Raw genomic sequence first — 22,763 nt, forward strand, 5'->3', positions numbered from 1 at the left:
CCGGATGTGCTCGCGAAGGTCTCGCGTGGTCTGGGCGAGGCGATGGTCGGCATCAACGTCGACGAGATCCCGCAGCCGCACCGGCTCGCCGAGCGTGGTTGGTGACCCACCACCGCTGACCATGCACGGCCCCGCATCCACGATGCGGGGCCGTCGCGTTGTTACGTTGAGCACCGCCGGAAGGGGAACGACATGTCGTCGATCGAAGAGATTCTCGAACTCGAACAGCTCGAGAAGGACATCTTCCGCGGGATCGTCGCCGAGACCATGCTGACCCGAACGTTCGGCGGTCAGGTCGCCGGGCAGGCACTGGTGTCCGCGGTGCGCACCGTCGACCCGGAGTTCCGGGTGCATTCGCTGCACGGGTACTTCCTGCGGCCGGGCAACCCGACCATCCCGGCGGTCTTCCTCGTGGACCGGATCCGTGACGGCCGGTCGTTCTGCACCCGCCGGGTCACCGGTGTCCAGGACGGGCAGGCGATCTTCACGATGTCCGCGTCGTTCCACGTCGGCGACGTCGGCATCGAGCACGGGGACCGGATGCCGCCCGTGCCCGATCCCGAGGACCTGCCCGACACCGCGCTGTCGGCCGACGAGCTGTCGTGGGAGTTCCGGGAGTGGGCCGACTGGGATCTGCGGTTCGTTCCGCAGGAGGACATCGACCGTCGCCCGGGTGTGCCCGCGCAGCAGCAGGTGTGGTTCCGGTACCGCGGCACCCTGCCCGAGGATCCGGTCTTCCACATCTGCACGCTCGCGTACATGTCCGACATGACGCTGCTCGGGTCGGCACAGGTGCCGCACGCCGACGCCCGACTCCAGCAGGCCTCGCTCGACCACGCCCTGTGGTTCCTGCGTCCGTTCCGCGCCGACGAGTGGCTGCTCTACGACCAGTCCTCGCCGTCCGCGGGTTTCGGGCGGGCGCTGACCCAGGGCCGCATCTTCGACCGCTCGGGCACCATCGTCGCTGCCGTCGTGCAGGAGGGACTGACCCGCCTGCTGCGGGACTGACCCCGGTCACGCCGGCGCGAACTGCACGACGTGGTAGCCGATCCCGTGACCGAGCGGCGCCTCGGTGAGCTGCGAGAGCACTGTGGTGCCCTCGACCGGATGCCACCGACGCCATGGCGTCCAGGGACGGTCCGGCCATGCCGGTGGCCACCGACAGCTTGTGTCGGTCGGGTGGGGTTTCGGCGCCGCGGAGGGCCGGGGTGGCCGTGTGTTGACGCGTCGTCACCCCCCGTATCCTCTATCTGTGCAGCCCACCGCCCCGGATCCCCTGACCGTGACCGGTGACGTCCTGTACCGGGAGCGGATCGCGTGGCCCCGCGGTGCGGTCGTGACCGTCACCCTCGAGGACGTCTCGCGGATGGACGTGCCTGCCACCGTGCTGGCAACCCAGCGGATCACCGACGCGGCCGGTGTCCCGGTGCCCTTCACCCTGACCACGGACCGTGCCGCGATCGACGGACGGGCCCGGTTGGCGGTGCGGGCGCGCATCGACGTGGACGGCGAACTGCACTGGACCACCGACACCGCGCACCCGGTCCCCACGGCCGGTCCGGTCCCCGAGCAGTATCTGCTTCTGGTGGGTGTACGCCGCGCCTGAACACGTCCGGCGCGCAGGCGGCCGGCCCGACGACTCGAAAACCCTTTCCGGCAAATGAGATTGGAACAGTCATCAACACCGTGTACGCACCCGTGACCACGCCCGCCGAGGAACTCGCCGACCGACCGACGGTCGGCGTGCTGGCCCTGCAGGGTGACGTGCGTGAGCACCTCGCGGCGCTGCGTGCGTCGGGGGCCGACGCGATCACCGTCCGCCGCCGCGAGGAACTGGACGCGGTGGACGCGCTGGTCATCCCCGGCGGCGAGTCCACGACGATGAGCCGGCTGCTGGTGGTTTTCGACCTGCTCGAACCGATCCGGGAACGACTGCGGGCGGGCATGCCCGCGTACGGGTCGTGCGCGGGCATGATCCTGCTGGCGTCCGAGGTGCTCGACACCCGGCCCGACGCCCACTGCCTGTCCGGCCTCGACATCACCGTGCGGCGCAACGCCTTCGGCCGCCAGGTCGATTCGTTCGAGGAGGACCTCGACGTGACGGGTGTCGAGGGGGAGCGGATGCGCGCAGTGTTCATCCGGGCGCCGTGGGTCGAACGGGTCGGCGAGGGTGTCGAGGTGCTTGCCACGGTGCCGGAGGGGCCCGCCGCGGGGCGGGTCGTCGCGGTGCGGCAGGGGGCGGTCCTGGCGACGTCCTTCCACCCCGAGGTCACCGGCGATCGGCGCATCCACGAACTGTTCGTGGGCATGGTTCGCCGGGCCAGGGCCGAGCGCGGGTAAACTGGCGCTACTGTGTGCTTCCCGCCGTGGCCGCCTCGCTGCTGCGGGCGCACCCAAACACACCGGGAAGAGGGAATTCACGTATGAGCGGCCATTCCAAATGGGCCACCACCAAGCACAAGAAGGCCGTGATCGACGCCAAGCGCGGTAAAGCCTTCGCGAAGCTGATCAAGAACATCGAGGTCGCCGCGCGCACCGGCGGTGGTGACCCGGCCGGAAACCCGACGCTGTACGACGCCATCCAGAAGGCGAAGAAGACCTCGGTCCCCAACGACAACATCGAGCGCGCCCGCAAGCGCGGTGCCGGTGAAGAGGCCGGCGGCGCCGACTGGCAGACCATCATGTACGAGGGTTACGGCCCGAACGGCGTCGCGGTGCTGATCGAGTGCCTCACCGACAACCGCAACCGCGCCGCCGGCGAGGTGCGCACCGCGATGACCCGCAACGGCGGCAACATGGCCGATCCGGGATCGGTGTCGTACCTGTTCACCCGCAAGGGTGTCGTCGTGCTCGACAAGGCCGGCCGCAGCGAGGACGAGATCCTCGAGGTCGTGCTGGAGGCCGGCGCGGAGGAGATCAACGACCTCGGCGAGCAGTTCGAGATCGTCGCCGAGGCCGGCGACCTGATCGCGGTGCGCACGGCCCTGGTCGACGCGGGGATCGACTACGACTCCGCCGACCCGGACTTCCGTGCCTCGGTCGAGGTGCCGGTCGACGTCGACGGCGCTCGCAAGGTGTTCAAGCTCGTCGACGCGCTCGAGGAGTCCGACGACGTGCAGAACGTCTACACCAACGTCGACGTCTCGGACGAGGTGCTCGCCGAACTCGACGCCTGAGCGGCACGCCCCCGTGCGGTTCCGTGACGGTCGGGACGTCCGCTGGAGTGTGAGGCGGCGATGGCTGCCCTGGCGCCGGCGGACGTCGGTCCCCGACTGGGGACCCGGCTTCGACGGCATCTCGCTCGGGGACGACCCGATCAGCGCCGTCATCGGCATCGTCCTGCTGGTCCTGATGCTGCCGGTGCTGGTCCTCGCGCTCGTGGTCGGCCTCGAGTTCCTGCTGTTGTTGCTGCTGCTGCCCGTGTGGGTGGTCGTACGCGTGCTGTTCGGCGTGCCGTGGATCGTCGTGGTTCGACGCGACGGAAAGGTCGTCCACGAGGAGGCGGTCCGCGGCTGGGGGGCGTCGACGGCCCGGATCGAGGCCATCGCCGCCCAGCTCCGCGACGGTCGTGACCTGGCCGCGATCCGATCGAACAGATGACCGGCGCCGGCCGGGGCCGTGTTGGTCCCGGCCGGTGTCGGTGCACGCGCCTATACTCTCGAACAGCTGTTCGCAAGATGTCGAGAGGTGGGCGCGTGCGTGTCTTCGGAGTGGACCCCGGACTGACCCGGTGCGGGTTCGGGGTGGTCGACGCGGGCCGCGGGCGCGAGGTCGTGCCGGTCGCGGTGGACGTCGTCCGCACTCCCGTCGACATGGACCTCGCGAACCGGTTGCTGCTGGTCGCCGACGCCGCCGAGCGGTGGCTGGACGAGTACCGTCCGACGGTCGTCGCGGTCGAACGGGTCTTCTCGCAGCACAACGTGCGCACCGCGATGGGCACCGCACAGGCCGGTGGCGTGGTCGCGCTGGCGGCCGCGCGGCGCGGCATCGACGTCTGTTTCCACACTCCGAGCCAGGTCAAGTCCGCCGTCACCGGCAACGGCGCCGCGGACAAGAAGCAGGTCACCGCGATGGTCACCAAGATCCTCGGGCTGGCGACCGCGCCGAAACCCGCCGATGCCGCCGACGCCCTCGCGCTGGCGATCTGTCACTGTTGGCGGGCGCCGATGCTGTCGAGGATGGCGCAGGCGGAGGCCGCGGCGGCCGAGCAGCGCAAGCGCTACGAGGCCCGGCTGGCGCAGGAGAGAAAGTCCCGGATGGAGAAGGCAGGTTCGAGATGATCGCGTCGGTGCGCGGTGAGGTGCTCGAGATCGCGCTCGATCACGTGGTGATCGAGGCGGCGGGTGTCGGTTACCGCCTGAGTGCGACCCCGGCGACGCTCGCGACGCTGGAGCGCGGTGCGGAGGCACGGCTGGTGGCGGCGATGATCGTCCGCGAGGACTCGATGACGCTGTACGGCTTCCACGACACCGAGTCCCGCGACCTGTTCGGGTTGCTGCAGACGGTGTCGGGTGTCGGGCCGCGGTTGGCAATGGCGATCCTCGCGGTCCTCGAGCCGGAGTCGCTGCGCAAGGCGCTCGCCGAGGGCAACGTCTCCGCGCTGACCCGGGTTCCGGGGATCGGCAAGCGCGGCGCCGAGCGGATGGTCGTCGAACTGCGTGACAAGGTCGAGGCGGTTCCCGCGGGCCCGGGGTCGCCCGTGGCCGCCGCAGCGGCGGGGCCGATCCGGGACCAGATCGTCGAGGCGCTGGTCGGGCTCGGCTTCCCCCTCAAGCAGGCCGAACCGGCCACCGATTCGGTGCTCGCCGCCGACCCCGAAGCGGACACCTCGCGTGCCCTGCGGTCCGCACTGGCCCTGCTGGGTAAGACCCGGTGACCGAGCGCGGGGCGTTCGAGGACGGGGACACCGTCGACCCCGCCGAGTCGCCGGTCTCGGCGGAGCTGGTCAGTGGTGACGGCGACATCGAGGCGAGCCTGCGGCCCACCTCTCTCGAGGACTTCATCGGCCAGCCGAGGGTCCGCGAACAGCTGCAACTGGTGCTGGCCGGCGCGAAGTTGCGCGGCGGCACGCCCGACCACATCCTGCTGTCCGGTCCGCCCGGACTCGGCAAGACGTCGATGGCGATGATCATCGCCGCGGAGCTGGGCACCTCGCTGCGACTGACCTCGGGACCCGCGCTCGAGCGGGCCGGTGACCTGGCTGCGATGCTGAGCAACCTCGTCGAGGGCGACGTGCTGTTCATCGACGAGATCCACCGCATCGCGCGTCCCGCCGAGGAGATGCTGTACCTGGCGATGGAGGACTTCCGCGTCGACGTCGTCGTCGGCAAGGGACCGGGAGCGACGTCGATTCCGCTCGAGGTCGCGCCGTTCACGCTCGTCGGCGCGACGACGCGGTCCGGTGCGCTGACCGGGCCGCTGCGGGACCGGTTCGGTTTCACCGCCCACATGGACTTCTACGATCCGCCCGAACTGCAGCGAATCCTGTTGCGGTCAGCGGGAATTCTCGGTGTCCGGCTCGGCGAGGAGGCGAGCGCGGAGATCGCGGGCCGGTCGCGCGGCACCCCGCGAATCGCGAACCGACTGTTGCGTCGCGTGCGGGACTTCGCGGAGGTTCGTGCCGACGGCGTGATCACCCGCGACATCGCACGGGCCGCGCTCGCGGTCTACGACGTCGACCAGCTCGGCCTCGACCGCCTCGACCGGGCGGTGCTCAGCGCGCTGGTCCGCAGCTTCGGTGGTGGCCCGGTCGGAGTGTCGACGCTGGCCGTCGCGGTCGGGGAGGAGCCCAGCACCGTGGAGGAGGTGTGCGAGCCGTTCCTGGTGCGGGCGGGCATGGTCGCGCGCACCCCGCGGGGCCGCGTCGCGACCGCCGCCGCCTGGCAGCAGCTCGGAATGACGCCGCCGCCGGACGCCGCGACGGGCGGAATAGATGTACGTGTCAACGAACCGCAGCAGGGTGTGTGGGAGTGATGGCACACTGGTGTACTGCGCCGGTCCGCACGGGACCGGTCGTGTCGACAACCCTCAAGGACTGACTTCAACGATGGAATTGCTGTTTCCGCTCCTGATCCTCGTTCTGCTGGTGCCGATGTTCCTGGGCATCCGGCGTCAGAAGAAGGAGATGGCGAAGACCGCTGATCTGCAGGATTCGCTGAAGGTCGGCGACCGCATCATGACCACGGCGGGCCTGCACGGCACCGTGGCCGCGCTCGGCGACACGACCGTCGAGCTGGAGATCGCACCGGGCGTCGTGACGACCTGGTCGCGCCTCGTGGTTCGCGAGCTCGTCACCGAGGACACCGACACCGATTCCGATGTCGTGGATTCCGATGTCGTGGACTCGCCCGTGCAGGACGAGACCCCCGAGCAGACCCAGCGTCGCCTCGACCAGGACTGACCTGATCGCCTCCGCTGCCGAGTGAGCACACTCGGCAGCGGTCGCGTGCGGGGCGGGTTGCGCGGACACGGCTACTGCGACCAGTCCGCACTGAGCACTAGGAGAACTACGGATCGTGGCATCACCCAGCGGAGCCGTACGGCCTGCGCGTTCGCTCGTGATCTTCGGGCTGATCGTCGCCGCCCTGTACGCGCTCGTCTTCTTCACCGGGGACAAGTCCCCGACCCCGAAGCTCGGCATCGACCTGCAGGGCGGAACCCGCGTCACCCTGACCGCGCGAACCCCGGACGGAAGCACACCGAGCCAGGACAGCCTGCGGCGGGCCCAGGAGATCATCGAGACCCGGGTGAACGGACTCGGTGTGTCCGGCTCCGAGGTGGTCATCGACGGTGACAACCTGGTGATCACCGTGCCGGGTGACGACAGCGCCCAGGCCCGCACGCTCGGCCAGACCGCGCGCCTGTACATCCGCCCGGTGCTCGGCTCCCAGGTGTCTGCGAACGCGCAGGCACAGTCGGGTCAGGCCCCGGCGCCCGCTGAGCCTGCCCCGGCACCCGCCCCGGAGACTCCCGCCCCGGCCGCCGAGGCCCCGGCACCGCAGAACCGGCCCTTCCCGGCGCAGGAGCCCACCGTCCCGCCGACCGAGGCACCGCAGACCGAGACTCCGGCGCCGGCCGCGGGTGCCGACGAGGGTGACGAGGCGGCCGCGCAGATCGCGGCCGCGAAGGCGACCCGGCAGAGCACCGACCCGGCCGTGCAGCAGCAGGCGATGGCCACGCTCGACTGCAACGCCGCCGACCCGCTGCAGGGCAACGACGATCCCGCCCTGCCTCTGGTTGCGTGCTCCACCGACGGCACCACCGTCTACCTGCTCGGCCCGAGCATCATCGACGGCCAGGAGATCTCGGACGCGACCTCCCAGTTCAACACCCAGCAGGCCCGCCACGAGGTCAGCCTGACCTTCAAGTCCGGTGGCAGCAACACCTGGGCGCAGTTCACGGCCGCCAACATCGGCAAGCAGGCCGCGTTCACTCTCGACTCGAAGGTGGTCAGCGCGCCGGTCGTCCAGGGGGCGACCCCCGCGGGCAGCGCCACGTCGATCACCGGCGACTTCACCGCCACCACGGCCAAGGAACTGGCGAACACCCTCAAGTACGGCTCGCTGCCCCTGTCGTTCCAGGCGTCGGAGGCCGAGACCGTGTCGGCGACCCTCGGACTGGCGTCGCTGCAGGCGGGTCTGATCGCGGGCGCGATCGGCCTGGTCCTGGTGCTGCTGTACTGCCTGGTCTACTACCGGATGCTCGGCATCCTGACCGCGCTGTCGCTGATCCTGTCGGGTGTGCTGGTCTACGCGATCATGGTCCTGCTCGGCCGCTACATCGGCTTCACGCTCGACCTCGCGGGCATCGCGGGTCTGATCATCGGTATCGGTATGACCGCCGACTCGTTCGTCGTGTACTTCGAGCGCATCAAGGACGAGATGCGTGAGGGCCGCAGCTTCCGTTCCGCGGTGCCTCGCGGCTGGGCCCGCGCCCGCCGGACCATCCTGTCCGGCAACGCCGTGAGCTTCATCGCCGCGGCCGTGCTGTACGTGCTCGCCGTCGGCCAGGTCCGGGGCTTCGCGTTCACCCTCGGCCTGACCACCATCCTGGACGTCCTCGTGGTGTTCCTGGTGACCCATCCTCTGGTGCACCTGGCGTCGAAGTCGGCGTTCTGGTCGAAGCCCAGCGTCAACGGGCTCGGCGCCGTGAGCCAGGTGGCACGGGAACGTAAGACGGCGGCCGCCGCCACGCAGGCGAAGGAGTCCTGAACATGAGCAACAGCACGGACATCCCCGACAGCGTCGTCGACGAGGCGGCCCTGCCCAAGCACGGTCTGCTGTCGCGGCTGTACACCGGGACCGGCGCGTTCGAGGTCGTCGGAAAGCGCAAGCTCTATTACGGGATCGTCGCCGCCGTCGTGGCGATCTCCATCCTGAGCATGATCTTCCGCGGCTTCTCGCTGGGCATCGATTTCGAGGGCGGCTCGCGGATCCAGTTCCCGGCGGCCTCCGGGGCGACGACCGAACAGGTCGAGAAGGTCTACGCGGACACGCTCGGGCACGATCCGGTGTCGGTGCAGACCGTCGGTTCCGGCGACAGCGCGACGATCCAGATCCGCTCGGACGCGCTCGACGCGCGGCAGACCGTCGAACTGCAGAACGCGTTGTTCGACGAGTTCCAGCCGGAGGACAAGAACGGCGTACCGAGCAAGAATGCGATCAGTGTCGCCGACGTGAGCGAGACCTGGGGCAGCCAGATCACCAAGAAGGCGTTGATCGCGCTGGTGGTGTTCCTGGTGATCGTCAGCGTCTACATCGCGATCCGCTTCGAACGGGACATGGCGATCGCCGCGATCGTGGCCCTGTTCTTCGACATGGTGGTCACCGCCGGCCTGTACTCACTGGTCGGACTCGAGGTCACGCCGGCGACGGTGATCGGTCTGCTGACGATCCTCGGTTTCTCGCTGTACGACACCGTCGTGGTGTTCGACAAGGTCGAGGAGAACACCCGCGGCGTCCTGCACACCACCCGGCGCACCTATGCCGAACAGGCGAACCTGGCGGTCAACCAGACCCTGATGCGATCGATCAACACCACCGTCATCAGTGTGCTGCCGGTGATCGGCCTGCTCGTCGTCGCCGTCGGCCTGCTCGGCGTCGGCACCCTCAAGGACCTCGCGGTCGTGCAGTTGGTCGGCATCGTCGTCGGCGCCTTCTCGTCCATCTTCTTCGCCACCCCGCTGCTGGTGTCGATCAAGGAGAGGTGGGGGCCGGTCTCCGCGCACACCAAGAAGGTGCTCGCGCGGCGGGCCGAACGGTCCGGCGGGTCGAATTCGGTTTCGGCCGCCGCACTGGCAGGCTCGGCCGGGGCGCGGCCGACGGCCGCCTCACGGCGGCCCGGTGAGGCGCCCAAGCCGGGCGCCAGGCCGACCGGAAAGCGCGACAAGAAGAGGCATTAGGAACATGCGGAGCAGTGCGAGTGGTGGCGACGGGCGTCGACGGAACGGAAGGAAGCGGGCCCCGGCAGTCGTCGCCGCACTCGCGCTGATCGCGACCGGCGCGGCCTGCGGCGCCCAGGAGGACCAGGTCCCGTCGATCGGTTACGGCATCGACAACGTGGTCAGCACGTACAACGCCAACACGGTGGACGGCGCAGCGAGCGGAGCGCGGCAGGCGTTCGTCCGGGTGCTGGCCGGGCTGAGCTACATCGGCCCGGAGGGCACCGCCCTGTCCGACGGTGACGTCGGGAGCGCGATGACGGCGCCGGGCGAGACACTGACCGTGAATTACCGGATCAACCCCGCCGCCGTCTACTCCGACGGGGTTCCTATCACCTGCGACGACATGGTGCTCACCTGGGCGGCGGGCAATGGCCGGTTCCCGGAGTTCCACGCCGCCAGCCGGGCGGGTTACGCCGACATCGACCGGGTGGACTGCCAGCCGGGCGCCAAGGATGCGACCGTCGTGTTCAAGCCGGGGCGCGCGTACGCGGACTGGCGCGGGTTGTTCGGTGCGACCGAGCTGATGCCCTCGCACGTCGCCGGCCGGATCGGAGGAGTTCCCGACGTCGTGGCCGCCGTGCAGTCCGGGGACACCGAGGCGATCGGCCGGCTCGCCGGGTTCTGGAACACGGGATGGAATCTCGTTCCGGGGCAGGCGGATCCGGCGTTGTTCCCGTCCTCCGGGCCGTACCGGCTGGACTCGGTGGACGAGGACGGCGGGGTGACGCTCGTCGCGAACGAGCGCTGGTGGGGCAACAAACCGGGCACCGATCGAATCGTGGTGTGGCCGAAGAACTCCGACCTGCCCGCCCGCCTGGAGGCCGGCGATCTCGACGTGATCGACGTCGGGGCCGGTGCCATCGAGGGCGTTGCCCCCGGAGACGGGTTCACCACCCTCACGCAGCCGTCCCGTAGCAGTGAACAGTTCGTGCTCGCCACCGGCGGCGTGTTCGGGTCCGCCGACGCACGACGCGCGTTTGCCTCGTGCGTACCGCGGCAGGACCTGTTCGACGAGTACGGACACCCCGGTTTCGACCACTCGTCGGGACTCGGGTCGGGCGTGCTCAATTCACGATTGGCGCAGCAGGACATGCTGATCTACCCGACGGCAGCCGGGGTGGTGGGGGAGCGGTACCTGCAGCCGGATGTCGACGCCGCGAAGTCGGCTCTCGCGGCCTCGGGTCAGGGCCCGATCACCGTGCGGGTCGGCTACCTCGCCCCGGACGCTCGGCGTGCGCAGATCGTCGCCGACGTCGCCGCGGCCTGCGCGCCGGCCGGGATCACCGTGCAGGACGCGAGTTCGCCCGACTTCGGTCAGGGTGCGCTCGGAGCGGGCCAGGTGGACGCGGCGCTCGGTGGCACCTCCTCCGCGCAGGGCGCTGCAGGGCTGGATTCGCTGGTCCCGCCCGCATACGCGCTGGCCACCGGGAACGGCACCAACATCGGTAACTACCGCAACGGTCGCGTCACCGAGATCGCCGACCAGCTGGCGGTCGACACCTCCGACGGCAGCCGCCTGAACCTGACCACCGAGGCCGAGAACATCTTGTGGTCGGACATGCCGTCGATCCCGCTGTTCGCGGCGCCCCGGACCACGTCGATCGCGAACGGCATGCACGCGGCGGTCCCGAATACGACCGTCGCCGGGGCGGGGTGGAACATGGACCGGTGGATACTTCTCCGGTGAACACCGACAGCACCTTCTCCTCGGGCTCGGCCGAGAGCGCACTCGCCTCCGCCTCCGCCGACGTCGCACGTCTGATCCGCTGGGCGGACGACTTCCCGGAGCCGGGTGTGCGGTTCGCGGACCTGACTCCGGTGTTCGCCGATGCTGCCGCCTACCGTGACGTCGTCGATGCGATGGCCGCACTCGGTGACGATGTCGATCTCGTCGCGGGCATCGACGCCCGCGGATTCCTGCTGGGAGCCGGTGTGGCCCGGGCACTGGACGCCGGGGTGCTCGCGGTCCGGAAGGCCGGCAAGTTGCCGCCGCCGGTGCTGGCCCGGTCCTACCAGCTCGAGTACGGGTCCGCGACGCTGGAGATTCCGGCCGACAGCATCGATCTGCACGGGCGCCGGGTGCTGGTGATCGACGACGTCCTGGCCACCGGCGGCACCCTGGGCGCGGCCGCGGAACTGCTCGAGGCTGCGGGCGCCGAGGTGGTCGCGATCGCGGTGGTGCTCGAGATCGAGTCGCTCCGCGGGCGTGACCGACTCCCGGACCGCCCGCTGACCTCGTTGCTGAAGGTCTGAGGACTACAGTTGGCTCGGGTGAGAAGTTCGATCGGTGGGAGGTGACGGATATGACGCAGAACCTCGACAGGTCCGGGTCCGGGAGAGTGACGCCCAATGACGCGGCCGCGCAGCCGGTTCCGACCTCGGCGTCGCGTCGGGTGCGGGCTCGGCTGGCCCGACGGATCACCGCTCAGCGAAACGCGGCGATCCGGCCGGTTCTCGAACCGCTCGTCGCGATCCACCGCGAGCTGTACCCGAAGGCGAACCTGGCGACGTTGCAGCGTGCCTACGACGTCGCCGAGGAGCGTCACGCCCACCAGAGCCGCAAGTCCGGCGACCCGTACATCACGCACCCCCTGGCTGTCGCGACGATCCTCGCGGAACTGGGTATGGACACCACCACCCTGGTCGCGGCACTCCTGCACGACACCGTCGAGGACACCGGCTATTCGCTGGACCAGCTGACCGACGACTTCGGCGACGAGGTCGCCCACCTGGTCGACGGCGTCACCAAGCTGGACAAGGTGGTGCTTGGCAACGCCGCGGAGGCCGAGACGATCCGCAAGATGATCATCGCCATGGCGCGCGACCCGCGCGTGCTGGTGATCAAGGTCGCGGACCGCCTGCACAACATGCGCACGATGCGATTCCTGCCGCCGGAGAAGCAGGCGCGCAAGGCCCGCGAGACCCTGGAAGTCATTGCGCCGCTTGCGCATCGGCTGGGTATGGCGACCGTGAAGTGGGAGCTCGAGGACCTCTCGTTCGCGATCCTGCACCCGAAGAAGTACGAGGAGATCGTGCGCCTGGTCGCGGACCGCGCGCCGTCCCGCGACACCTACCTGGCGAAGGTTCGGGCCGAGATCAACGCGACCCTGGTGGCGTCACGGATCAACGCGACCGTCGAGGGCCGCCCCAAGCACTACTGGTCGATCTACCAGAAGATGATCGTCAAGGGCCGCGACTTCGACGACATCCACGACCTCGTCGGTGTCCGGATCCTGTGCGACGAGATCCGCGACTGTTACGCCGCCGTCGGTGTCGTGCACTCGCTGTGGCAGCCGATGGCGGGCCGGTTCAAGGATTACATCGCGCAGCCCCGGTACGGGGTGTACCAGTCGCTGCACACGACCGTGATCGGCCCCGAGGGCAAGCCTCTGGAGGTACAGATCCGCACCCGGGAGATGCACCGGACCGCCGAGTTCGGCATCGCCGCGCACTGGCGCTACAAGGAGACCAAGGGCAGGCATTCCGGTGACGCCGCCGAGGTCGACGACATGGCGTGGATGCGACAGCTGCTCGACTGGCAGCGGGAGGCCGCCGATCCGGGCGAGTTCCTGGAGTCGTTGCGCTACGACCTCGCGGTCAAGGAGATCTTCGTCTTCACCCCGAAGGGCGACGTGATCACGCTGCCCGCCGGGTCGACACCGGTCGACTTCGCGTACGCGGTGCACACCGAGGTCGGGCACCGCTGCATCGGCGCCCGCGTCAACGGCCGTCTCGTCGCGCTCGAACGCACCCTCGAGAACGGCGAGGTCGTCGAGGTGTTCACCTCCAAGGCCGTGAACGCCGGACCGAGCCGGGACTGGCAGTCGTTCGTGGTGTCACCGCGCGCCAAGGCGAAGATTCGTCAGTGGTTCGCGAAGGAGCGCCGCGAGGAGGCGCTCGAAGCAGGCAAGGAAGCGATCGCGAAGGAGGTCCGGCGCGGCGGTCTGCCGCTGCAGCGGCTGCTCAGCGCCGAATCGATGACCGCGATTGCGCACGAGTTGCGGTACGCCGACGTCTCCGCGCTGTACACAGCGGTCGGTGAGCACAACGTCTCGGCCCAGCACGTCGTGCAGCGCCTGGTGGCGCAGCTCGGTGGGGTCGGCGCGGTGGAGGAGGAGCTCGCCGAACGGTCGACGCCGTCCACGATGCCGATGCGCCCGCGCCGCGGCACGGACTCCGGGGTGCTTGTGCCCGGCGCCGAGGGCACGGTCGCGAAGCTCGCCAAGTGCTGCACCCCGGTGCCCGGCGACGAGATCATGGGCTTCGTCACGCGCGGCGGCGCGGTGAGCGTGCACCGCACCGACTGCACCAATGCGACGTCGCTGCGTGGGCAGTCGGAGCGGATCATCGAGGTGCAGTGGGCGCCGTCGGCGTCGTCGGTGTTCCTGGTAGCGATCCAGATCGAGGCCCTCGATCGGCACCGGCTGCTGTCGGACGTGACGAAGGCGCTCGCGGACGAGAAGGTGAACATCCTCTCGGCGTCGGTCACCACGTCCGGCGATCGCGTCGCGATCAGCCGGTTCACCTTCGAGATGGGCGACCCGAAGCACCTCGGGCACGTCCTCAACGTGGTCCGCAACGTCGAGGGCGTGTACGACGTCTACCGGATGACCAGTGCCGCATAGCGGCTCAGCTTCCGAACGGCGGGTCGGGCAGGTCGGCGCCGAACACGTCGGGCAGGTCCGTGGACACCCGATCGGGGAACGTCGCCGGCCGCTTCTCCAGGAAGGCGGCGATGCCTTCGCGAGTGTCGGCGGCGACACCGCGGAGGTTGATGCCGCGGGATTCGACGCGGTGCGCGAGCATCGGATGGTCGGCGGCGAGCATGCGCCACACCATCTGCCGGGACAGTGCCACGGACACCGGTGCGGAGTGTTCGGTGATCCGGCGGGCCAGCGCGTACGCCTCGTCCACGACGCTCTCCTTCGGGTGCAGCGAATGGAACAGTCCGGCGGTGTGCGCCTCCGCGGCGTCGACGATCCGCCCTGAGTAGATCCAGTCCAGGGCGGTCTGCAGGGGCACCAACTTCGGCAGGAACCACGTCGAACACGACTCGGGGACCAGGCCGCGCCGGTTGAAGACGAATCCGATGCGGGCGTCGTCGGCAGCGATGCGGAAATCCGCTGCCAGGGTCATCGTGATGCCGACCCCGACCGCCGGGCCGTTGACCGCGGCGATGATCGGTTTGCGGGACTCGAACATCCGCAGCACCACCCGGCCACCGCCGTCGCGCCGCATCGCGCCGTCCCGGTGCTCCTCGCTCCACGCGACGAAGGTGTCCGGGCCGCCGGACAGGTCGGCGCCGGCGCAGAACGCCCGCCCGGCGCCGGTCAGGACCACCGCCCGCACGTCGTCGTCGGCGTCGCAGCGGTCGTAGGCGTCGATCAGTTCGTTCTCCATCGTCGTGGTGAAGGCGTTGAGCTGCCCCGGACGGTTGAGTGTGATGGTGGCGAGACCGTCGGCGACGTCGAGTTGAATGTGCTCCATCGGCACAGTGTCGCATGCAGACTGAACGAGCGATAGTTACTCCTCGGGAGTCGATTCGTGCGGTTGCCAGGGGAGGGCGACGAGCGCAATCTCCGAACAGTCGTTCGGTACGCTGGCGATCATGTGTGCTGCCAAGGGAACCGTCGGCCGGCAGGTGATCCTGGACTCCGCCGTCCGGAACATGACCGAGCGGGGCTATCACGGGACGTCGATGCGGGATATCGCCCGTGACGCCGACATCACGGTGGCGTCGATCTATCACCATTTCGCGAGCAAGCAGGAGATCCTGCAGGACATCATGGTCCGCGCGCTCCACGACGCCATCGCGATGACGCGTGGGGCGCTGGTGCGGTCGGCAGGCACTCCGGCGGATCAGCTGCGGTCGGTGGTGCGCGCGTGGGTCATGTTCCACACCACGCGGCAGTCGGATGCGCGCGTGGGCGCCAGTGAGATCCGCAGTCTGGACCACGATGGCAGGCGTCTGGTGGTCGCGTTGCGCGATGAGCAGGAGAGCATATTCCGCGATGTCATCGATCGCGGTGTCGAGGAATCCGTGTTCGCAACGCCGCTGCCGCGTGACGCGGCGCGGGCGATCATCAACATGGGGCAGTCGGTGTGCGCGTGGTGGCGCCCGGATGGCCCCCTGGCCCCGGAGGAGCTCGCACAGCGGTACGCGGATCTCGCATTGGCGATGGTGCAGGCACGGGAATGACCCGAGCCCGGGAGACCGGGTCGGTGGCGAACGATCGATTGGCGGCGCATCCTGCGCCGCCATTCTCATTTCTCCACCCGCACGTCAGGGCGTTGGAGCAGAAGCCTGTTGACACTTAACGTGCGCTAAGTCACTATTGCTCAAGCCGAACGATCGTTTGGCTGAGAGTGTGACGAAGGGTATCTCCCGTGACCGCATCCCTGCGTGAAACGCAGTCCGTCCTCGACCTCCCGTCGCTCGCCGATCACCTCCGGGGTGCGCTCGGGGGTGGCCTCGAGGGTGAGCTGACGGCGACGCTGATCGGCGGTGGGCGGTCGAATCCCACGTATCGCCTGACCGACGGCGCGCGGTCGTGGGTGCTGCGCCGTCCCCCCTATGGGCATGTCCTGCCGACCGCACACGACATGAAGCGTGAGTTCACGGTGATCGAGGCGCTCGGTGGCACCGCGGTTCCCGTGCCGCGGGCCGTTCACCTCTGCCTGGACGAGTCCGTGCTCGGTGCCCCGTTCTACCTGATGGACCTCGTCGACGGTGTGGCCGTCGGCACCCCGGAACAGGCCGCCGACCTCACCGCCGGCGAGCGTCGCCGGCTCGGGTTCGCGTTCGCCGACACCCTCGCCGCGCTGCACGGCGTCGACCCCGCGGCGGTCGGACTGGCCGAGTTCGGTCGCCCGGACGGCTACCTCGAACGGCAACTGGGTCGATGGGAACGTCAATGGGAGGCGTCGCGGACCACCCATCGCCCGGAGGTCGACGTACTCCTGCGGAGGCTCCGGAATGCACTGCCGCAGAGTGACTTCCCCGGAATCGTGCACGGTGACGTGAAGCTCGACAACGTGCTCGTCACCCGCGAGGATCGTGGTCGCATCGCGACAGTCCTGGACTGGGAGATGGCCACCCTCGGTGACACGCTCGCCGACGTCGGCATCATGCTCGGCTTCTGGGACATACCCGGCGAGGTGCCCAACCCCATCACCCGGGGACTTGCAGCGCTGGACGGGTTTCCGACGCGCGACGAGATGCTCGAACGGTACGCCGCCACGCGGGGAATCGACCTTCCGGACATCGACTGGTACGTCGTGTTCGCCGATTTCAAGATCGCGGTGATCGTGGAGGGCATAGCCGCCCGACACGCCAAGGGGGAGACCGTCGGGGACGGCTTCGACGGCGTCGCCGACATGACCGCAACGCTGCTGCAGCGCGCCCTAGACCAGGCCGCGCGTTCGTCGGTCCCTGCGCTCAGACACTGACCATCTCCCGAACAGGAGTTCAAGACAATGGATTTCGAGTACAGCCCGAAGGTGCAGGATCTCCGGTCCCGGCTGGCGGTGTTCATGCAGGAGCGGGTGTTACCCGCCGAAGCGATCGCGGCCGAGCAGTTGGCGAGCAAGCCCGACTGGTGGGGTGCGCCACCGATCATGGCGGACCTCAAGGCGGCCGCGAAGCGGCAGGGACTGTGGAACCTCTTCCTGCCGGACAGTGGTGAGGCGGGGCTGTCGAACCTCGAGTACGCGCCCCTCGCCGAGTTGACCGGGTGGAGCCCGACCATCGCGCCGGAGGCACTCAACTGCAACCCGCCGGACACCGGGAACATGGAACTGCTCGCCCGATACGGAACTCCGGAACAGAAGCAGCAGTGGCTGATTCCGCTACTGGACGGCGAGATCCGGTCCTGCTTCTCGATGACCGAGCCCGACGTCGCGAGTTCCGATGCGAACAACATCCGCCTCGAGATCGCAGACGAGGGTGAGGAGTGGGTTCTGACGGGTCGCAAGTGGTGGTCCACCGCCGCACTGCGCGACGACAACCGGGTCGCGATGGTCATGGGTGTCACCGACCCCGACGGCCCCGTCGGGTCACGCCACTCGATCGTCCTGGTGCCCATGGACACCGCCGGTGTCGAGGTGGTCCGCTCCACCTCGGTCCTCGGATTCGACGACCGGCACGAGGGCGGACACGGCGAGATCGTGTTCCACGCGGTGCGAGTACCGAAGGCCAACCTGCTCGGCCCGCGGGGCAGGGGGTTCGCAGTCGCGCAGGCCCGCCTCGGTCCGGGGCGCATCCACCACTGCATGCGGTTGATCGGCATGGCCGAACGGGCGATCGCGCTGATGGCCGAACGCGCCCGCACCCGGGTCGCATTCGGCAGGCCGCTGGCCGACGAGGGGGTTGTGCAGGCCACGGTCGCGGACGCGCGCATCGCCGTCGACGCGGCGCGACTGACCGTTCTGCGCGCCGCCTGGCGGATGGACACGGACGGCGCGAAGGCCGCCCGCCACGACATCGCCGCCGCGAAGGTCCTCGTGCCCCTGACGGTGAAGAAGATCGTCGACGACGCCATTCAGATCTTCGGCGGCGCCGGCCTGTCCCAGGACACGCCCCTGGCGATGCTGTACTCGCAGGCCCGATTCCTGCAGATCGCCGACGGCCCGGACCAGGTGCACAGGCGTTCCCTCGCCCGCGCCGAGTTCGCAGCGACTCCCGTCCTCACCGAGGTTCGAGGATGACCGCCACCCCGACCGACCTCCCCCCGAACGAATCGAGACACGACATGAGCTCCGACACCGTGGGCGTGACACCGCAGCCCGGCACCACCACCGAGGCGCCACCGAAAGCCGGCCGCGCCGCCATTGCCGCGGCGATCTCCACCTCACTGGAGTGGTACGACTTCTTCATCTACTCCACCGCTGCCGCGCTGGTGTTCAACTCGACCTTCTTCGCCACCGGCAACGAGGTCGTCGCGGCGGTCAACTCCTTCGCGACGGTCGCGGTCGGCTTCATTGCCCGGCCGATCGGTGGAGTTCTCGCCGGCCACTTCGGGGACAAGGTCGGGCGCAAGCCGGTCCTGGTCGCCGCCGTCGTCATGATGGCCGTGGCGACGTCACTGATCGGATTCGTGCCGAACACCGAGATCGTCTGGCTCGCACCGATGATTCTCGTGACACTGCGGATCTGCCAGGGACTCGCGGTCGGCGCGCAGTGGGGTGGCGCGGTGCTGTTGGCGACCGAGAACGCACCCGCGAACCGGAGAGGATTCTTCGGCAGCTTCGCCCAGCTGGGTGTGCCGATCGGCGTCGTACTCGGCAACGTGGTGTTCCTGGTGATCACCTCGACCGTCGCCCAGGACTCGTTCCTGAGCTGGGGGTGGCGCATTCCGTTCTGGATCAGTCTGGTGATGCTGCCCGTTGCGTTCGCGATCCACCGCTACCTCGAGGAGACTCCCGAGTTCAAGAAGGTGGCGAAGAAGCTGGACGAGGCGCCCACGGTGGAACGCTCGCCGATCCTCGAGGTGCTGCGCAAGAACCCGGGCACGGTGCTCCTCGCTGCCGGTTCGAACGCCATCGGAATCATCTTCTTCTACACGATGATCACCGGTTCGGTCCAGTTCGTCACCACTTACCTGGACGTCGAACGTTCGACCGTGCTCACCTACATTCTCATCGCCTGCGCGCTGCAGATTCCGCTGGTGCCGCTGTTCGGCCACCTGTCCGACCGGTTCGGTCGCAAGCTGATATTCGGTCTCGGTACCGCCGCCATGACGCTGTGGGGCCTGCCGATGTGGCTGCTGATCGCCGCATCCGGTCCCGGCAAGGTGTGGCCGTTCGCGATCGCAGTGATCGTCGGCGTCGTGGCCATGTCGTTCCAGACCGGAACACAGGGAACCCTGTTCTCCGAGCTGTTCCCGCCGGAGGTCCGGTTCTCCGGAGCATCGCTGGGCTACCAGATCTCCGCCATCGTCGGCGGGTTCGCACCGATGGTCATGGTGCTGCTCGTGGGCGGCGACCCGGCCAACGCGTGGAAGGTTGGCGCGATGATCGCGGTCGGCGGAGCGATCGGACTCCTCTGTCTGCTGGCCATCGTCCGCAGGTACTCCCAGCCGAACGAGCCCGCGCTCGCATCCTGAAATCGCGACGAAGGAGGACGAAACCGATGGTGGACTTCCCGGACACCCACGCCGTGACAGACCCCGACCGGCCCGCGTACATCATGGCGGACACCGGCGTCGTCGTGACCTATCGCGAGCTGGTCGACGACTCCCGCGCGATCGCGGCGCTGTTGTGGTCGCGCGGGATGCGGCACGGCGACTGTGTCGCAATCCTGATGGAGAACAATGCGTGGTTCCTCAAACTCGCATGGGCGGCGCAGCGCATCGGGTTGCGCTACGTGACGCTGTCGACGCGGCTGCTCGCCGACGAAATCGCCTACATCCTCAGGGATTCCGGTACGAAGGTGCTGTTCACGAGCGCCCGGTACCTCGAGTCCGCGGCCGGGGCCACCGCGGACCTGCCGGCGACCGGTCACCTGTTCACGATCGACGATCCGGGACTCGGGTTCGAAAACCTCTCGGCCGCAGTCGCATCGGTCCACGGGTCGGTGGCGGTGGCGGAGTGTGAGGGCGTCGACCTGCTGTACTCGTCCGGGACCACCGGTCGGCCCAAGGGCGTCATCGCGGAATTGCCCCTGCATCCTCTCGGGACCCCGCCCGGCGTCGCCCAACTGCTGCACAGTCGGTGGGGAATCGACCGCGACGCCGTGTACCTGTCGCCTGCACCGCTCTATCACGCGGCGCCGTTGCGGTTCAACATGACCGTGCACCGGCACGGCGGAACCTCGATCGTGATGGAACGCTTCGACGCGGAGCGGGCGCTCGAGCTCATCGAGCGATACCGGGTCACACACACCCAGATGGTGCCCACCATGTTCATCCGGATGCTCAAGCTGCCGGACGTGCAGCGGACCGGACACGACGTGTCGTCGCTCCGGGTTGTGATCCACGCCGCCGCGCCGTGCCCACCGGACACCAAGCGCGCAATGATCGACTGGCTCGGACCGATTGTCCACGAATACTATTCGTCGACCGAGAACTGCCTGTTCACCGCGCTGGACTCCCGCGAGTGGCTGGCGCATCCGGGATCGGTCGGGCGTCCGCTGCTCGGAGCCGCGCACATCGTCGACGAGACCGGGCAGGAGTTGCCCGCGGGTGAACCGGGCACCATCTGGTCCGAGGGCGGCCTGCAGTTCGAGTACCTCAATGATCCGGAGAAGACCGCTGCCTCGCGCAACGACCGGGGCTGGACCACGGTTGGCGACCTCGGCTACCTCGACGAGGACGGCTTCCTGTACCTGTCGGACCGGCGCGCGGACCTCATCCTCTCCGGCGGAGTGAACATCTATCCCCGCGAGGCCGAGGACGTGCTGGTCGTGCACCCGAAGGTCGCGGACGCCGCGGTGTTCGGGGTACCGCACGACGAACTCGGTGAGATCGTGCACGCCGTCGTGCAGCCCGTACCGGGTGTGACGGCGGGCCCGGACCTGGAGGAGGAGTTGCTCGCCTTCTGTCGGGAGCGGCTCGCGACCTACAAGTGTCCGCGCCGCATCGACTTCGAGGCCGAGTTGCCGCGCCATGCGACCGGCAAGCTGTACAAGCGACTCCTGCGCGACCGGTACACCCGGACCGTGTCGCGGTGAGCACCGTCGAGGTCGTCCGGCCGGTCGACGGCATCACGCAGGTGACGTTGAACCGGCCGGACGCGCTCAACTCACTCACCGCGGAGATGGTCGGGGAACTGAGGGAGGTGCTCACCGACATCGGGGCGGACCGCTCGTGCCGGGTCGTCGTGCTCACCGGGGCCGGCCGCGCGTTCAGCGCGGGCCTGGACCTGAACGGCTACGGCGACGAGGACGAGGTCGCGGCGGAGGGTGTGCTCGGGCGGACGCTCTCCCGTCAGCGGGAGATCGCCGGGCTCGCCCAGCAGCTCCACGAGCTGCCGCAGCCAGTGATCGCGGCCGTCAACGGTCCGGCCGCAGGGGGCGGGCTGGCACTGGTGTGCGCGAGCGACATCCGGATCGCCGCGACGCCCGCGGTGTTCGCGGTGTCGTTCATCCGAGCCGGTTTCTCCGCCTGCGACATCGGGGTGTCGTGGCTCCTGCCCCGGATCATCGGGGCGGGGAGGGCACACGAGCTGATGCTCACCGGTCGCCGATTCGACGCCGGTGAGGCGCTGCGGCTCGGTCTGGTCACCGACGTGGTCCCACCGGATGAGCTGCTCGACGTCGCGCTGGCGAAGGCGGGGGAGATACTGCTCAACCCGCCGCTGTCGGTGGAGCTGACCAAGCAGGGTATGTGGATCGCCCTGGAAACCGCGTCGTTCGACGCGTCGGTGGAGTTCGAGAACCGGCAGCAGGTGTTCACCGCGCTGACCGAGGACCGCGCCGAGGCGACCGCGGCCTTCCTCGGGAAGAGGCGCCCGACCTACCGCAGGCGCTGACGTGTTCGTGCGTGGTGTGCGGGTACCTGACCCGCACACCACGCATCGGTCGCGGAGCGGCCTAGCCGACCGTGACGGTCTCGATCTGCACCGGGGTGTTCGGCTTGCCACCACCGGCGGACATCGAGCCGTCGTCACCGGCCGCGGCGACCTTCTCGATCGTGGCCAGGCCGTCGTCGGAGATCGTGCCGAAGACCGTGTACTGCGGGGGCAGCACCGAATCCTCGTACACCAGGAAGAACTGACTGCCGTTGCTGCCCGGGGCACCCGAATTCGCCATGGCCACCGTGCCACGCGGGTACTTCACCGGCTGCTGCGCGGCCGGGTCGTTGGCGGCGTATGCGGTGGTCGGGTACTCGTTGTCGAAACCGTAGCCGGGGCCGCCGGTGCCCTGCCCGGTCGGGTCGCCGCACTGCAGCACCTGCAGGCCCGCGCTGGTCACCAGCCGGTGGCACGGGGTGTCGTCGAAGTAGCCCTGCGTGGCGAGGGAGACGAACGAGTTCACCGTGCACGGCGCTTCGGCGCGGTCCAGCGTCAGGCCGATCGGCCCCTGTGAGGTGGCCATGGTGACCTGCGCGGTGCCGACGGTGGAGACGTCGGTCGTGGTCGGCGCCTGCACCGGCTTGGCGGCCTGGCGGGAGGACGAGGGGTACTCGCAGGACACCGTCGACGCGGCCGGAGCGGGGACGGCGGGGAGCGCCGCGAATCGGGACAGGTCCGGCGCCTGCTGGGTGGTCTGGGCCGTGGCTGTGGTGGTCGACGAGGACTCGCCGCCGTTGTCGGACGAGCACGCGGTCGCGGTCAGGGCCAGGCCGACGCCTGCCGCGGCGACGATCGTACGAATCATCGGGGT

22 protein-coding genes and 1 pseudogene are annotated in these 22,763 nt (G+C 69.1%); 21 read left to right on the forward strand and 2 right to left on the reverse strand.

Annotation, left to right across the window (positions count from 1 at the left end; translation table 11 throughout):
- The 15 genes and pseudogenes from ACWEPG_RS03200 to ACWEPG_RS03270 all read left to right on the forward strand — a co-directional run.
- A pseudogene (locus tag ACWEPG_RS03200) lies at positions 1–105 on the forward strand (pyridoxal 5'-phosphate synthase lyase subunit PdxS); the annotation flags it as partial.
- An 87-nt stretch (positions 106–192) separates the two neighbouring features.
- On the forward strand, positions 193–1,008 hold the full coding sequence (locus ACWEPG_RS03205) for an acyl-CoA thioesterase (protein WP_450115064.1): 816 nt from the start codon (positions 193–195) through the stop codon (positions 1,006–1,008).
- Positions 1,009–1,252: 244 nt separating this feature from the next.
- Positions 1,253–1,606, forward strand: a complete 354-nt coding sequence (locus ACWEPG_RS03210; RefSeq protein WP_452593879.1) for a YbaY family lipoprotein — start codon at positions 1,253–1,255, stop codon at positions 1,604–1,606.
- Positions 1,607–1,686: 80 nt separating this feature from the next.
- Positions 1,687–2,340: a pyridoxal 5'-phosphate synthase glutaminase subunit PdxT gene (pdxT, locus tag ACWEPG_RS03215; protein ID WP_452593880.1), complete on the forward strand. Its 654-nt coding sequence runs from the start codon at positions 1,687–1,689 to the stop codon at positions 2,338–2,340.
- Between the two features lie 83 nt (positions 2,341–2,423).
- Entirely contained in the window at positions 2,424–3,176 is a 753-nt protein-coding gene (locus tag ACWEPG_RS03220) for a YebC/PmpR family DNA-binding transcriptional regulator (protein WP_450115061.1), read from the forward strand.
- Positions 3,177–3,225: 49 nt separating this feature from the next.
- Positions 3,226–3,600, forward strand: a complete 375-nt coding sequence (locus ACWEPG_RS03225) for a hypothetical protein (RefSeq protein ID WP_452593881.1) — start codon at positions 3,226–3,228, stop codon at positions 3,598–3,600.
- A 95-nt stretch (positions 3,601–3,695) separates the two neighbouring features.
- Positions 3,696–4,280, forward strand: coding sequence for a crossover junction endodeoxyribonuclease RuvC (gene ruvC, locus ACWEPG_RS03230; protein ID WP_450115059.1), 585 nt, complete (start codon positions 3,696–3,698; stop codon positions 4,278–4,280).
- Entirely contained in the window at positions 4,277–4,876 is a 600-nt protein-coding gene (ruvA, locus tag ACWEPG_RS03235) for a Holliday junction branch migration protein RuvA (protein WP_452593882.1), read from the forward strand. Before ruvC ends, ruvA begins: the two co-directional genes overlap by 4 nt.
- The gene (gene ruvB / locus ACWEPG_RS03240; protein ID WP_452593883.1) at positions 4,873–5,973 is read left to right on the forward strand and encodes a Holliday junction branch migration DNA helicase RuvB; all 1,101 of its coding nucleotides are present in this window, start codon (positions 4,873–4,875) and stop codon (positions 5,971–5,973) included. Before ruvA ends, ruvB begins: the two co-directional genes overlap by 4 nt.
- Before the next feature lie 73 nt (positions 5,974–6,046).
- Positions 6,047–6,400, forward strand: a complete 354-nt coding sequence (gene yajC, locus ACWEPG_RS03245; RefSeq protein WP_452593884.1) for a preprotein translocase subunit YajC — start codon at positions 6,047–6,049, stop codon at positions 6,398–6,400.
- Positions 6,401–6,515: 115 nt separating this feature from the next.
- Positions 6,516–8,210, forward strand: a complete 1,695-nt coding sequence (gene secD, locus ACWEPG_RS03250) for a protein translocase subunit SecD (protein ID WP_450134680.1) — start codon at positions 6,516–6,518, stop codon at positions 8,208–8,210.
- Between the two features lie 2 nt (positions 8,211–8,212).
- Entirely contained in the window at positions 8,213–9,400 is a 1,188-nt protein-coding gene (secF, locus tag ACWEPG_RS03255; protein WP_452593885.1) for a protein translocase subunit SecF, read from the forward strand.
- Between the two features lie 4 nt (positions 9,401–9,404).
- A complete protein-coding gene (locus tag ACWEPG_RS03260) occupies positions 9,405–11,129 on the forward strand; it encodes an ABC transporter substrate-binding protein (RefSeq protein ID WP_452593886.1) in 1,725 nt (574 codons plus the stop codon).
- Entirely contained in the window at positions 11,126–11,695 is a 570-nt protein-coding gene (locus ACWEPG_RS03265) for an adenine phosphoribosyltransferase (protein WP_450115052.1), read from the forward strand. Before ACWEPG_RS03260 ends, ACWEPG_RS03265 begins: the two co-directional genes overlap by 4 nt.
- Before the next feature lie 50 nt (positions 11,696–11,745).
- Positions 11,746–14,067, forward strand: coding sequence for a RelA/SpoT family protein (locus ACWEPG_RS03270; protein WP_452593887.1), 2,322 nt, complete (start codon positions 11,746–11,748; stop codon positions 14,065–14,067).
- Positions 14,068–14,071: 4 nt separating this feature from the next.
- Here ACWEPG_RS03270 and ACWEPG_RS03275 read toward each other — a convergent pair whose 3' ends face one another.
- On the reverse strand, positions 14,072–14,929 hold the full coding sequence (locus ACWEPG_RS03275) for a crotonase/enoyl-CoA hydratase family protein (protein ID WP_452593888.1): 858 nt from the start codon (positions 14,927–14,929) through the stop codon (positions 14,072–14,074).
- A 121-nt stretch (positions 14,930–15,050) separates the two neighbouring features.
- Here ACWEPG_RS03275 and ACWEPG_RS03280 point away from each other — a divergent pair, with 121 nt between their 5' ends.
- The 6 genes from ACWEPG_RS03280 to ACWEPG_RS03305 all read left to right on the forward strand — a co-directional run bounded on the left by ACWEPG_RS03280 (position 15,051) and on the right by ACWEPG_RS03305 (position 21,910).
- Positions 15,051–15,641: a TetR/AcrR family transcriptional regulator gene (locus tag ACWEPG_RS03280; protein ID WP_452593889.1), complete on the forward strand. Its 591-nt coding sequence runs from the start codon at positions 15,051–15,053 to the stop codon at positions 15,639–15,641.
- A 188-nt stretch (positions 15,642–15,829) separates the two neighbouring features.
- Positions 15,830–16,891, forward strand: a complete 1,062-nt coding sequence (locus ACWEPG_RS03285; protein WP_452593890.1) for a phosphotransferase family protein — start codon at positions 15,830–15,832, stop codon at positions 16,889–16,891.
- Positions 16,892–16,918: 27 nt separating this feature from the next.
- A complete protein-coding gene (locus tag ACWEPG_RS03290) occupies positions 16,919–18,148 on the forward strand; it encodes an acyl-CoA dehydrogenase family protein (protein WP_452593891.1) in 1,230 nt (409 codons plus the stop codon).
- A 44-nt stretch (positions 18,149–18,192) separates the two neighbouring features.
- Positions 18,193–19,545, forward strand: coding sequence for an MFS transporter (locus ACWEPG_RS03295; RefSeq protein WP_452593892.1), 1,353 nt, complete (start codon positions 18,193–18,195; stop codon positions 19,543–19,545).
- A gap of 26 nt (positions 19,546–19,571) precedes the next feature.
- The gene (locus ACWEPG_RS03300; protein ID WP_452593893.1) at positions 19,572–21,110 is read left to right on the forward strand and encodes an AMP-binding protein; all 1,539 of its coding nucleotides are present in this window, start codon (positions 19,572–19,574) and stop codon (positions 21,108–21,110) included.
- Positions 21,107–21,910: an enoyl-CoA hydratase/isomerase family protein gene (locus ACWEPG_RS03305; RefSeq protein WP_452593894.1), complete on the forward strand. Its 804-nt coding sequence runs from the start codon at positions 21,107–21,109 to the stop codon at positions 21,908–21,910. The genes ACWEPG_RS03300 and ACWEPG_RS03305 overlap by 4 nt, the downstream gene beginning before the upstream one ends.
- Before the next feature lie 61 nt (positions 21,911–21,971).
- Here the strand turns inward: ACWEPG_RS03305 and ACWEPG_RS03310 are convergent, their stop codons facing one another.
- Positions 21,972–22,757, reverse strand: coding sequence for a peptidylprolyl isomerase (locus ACWEPG_RS03310; RefSeq protein ID WP_452594065.1), 786 nt, complete (start codon positions 22,755–22,757; stop codon positions 21,972–21,974).
- Positions 22,758–22,763 lie beyond the last annotated feature (6 nt).

The organism is Rhodococcus sp. NPDC004095, assembly GCF_053604015.1.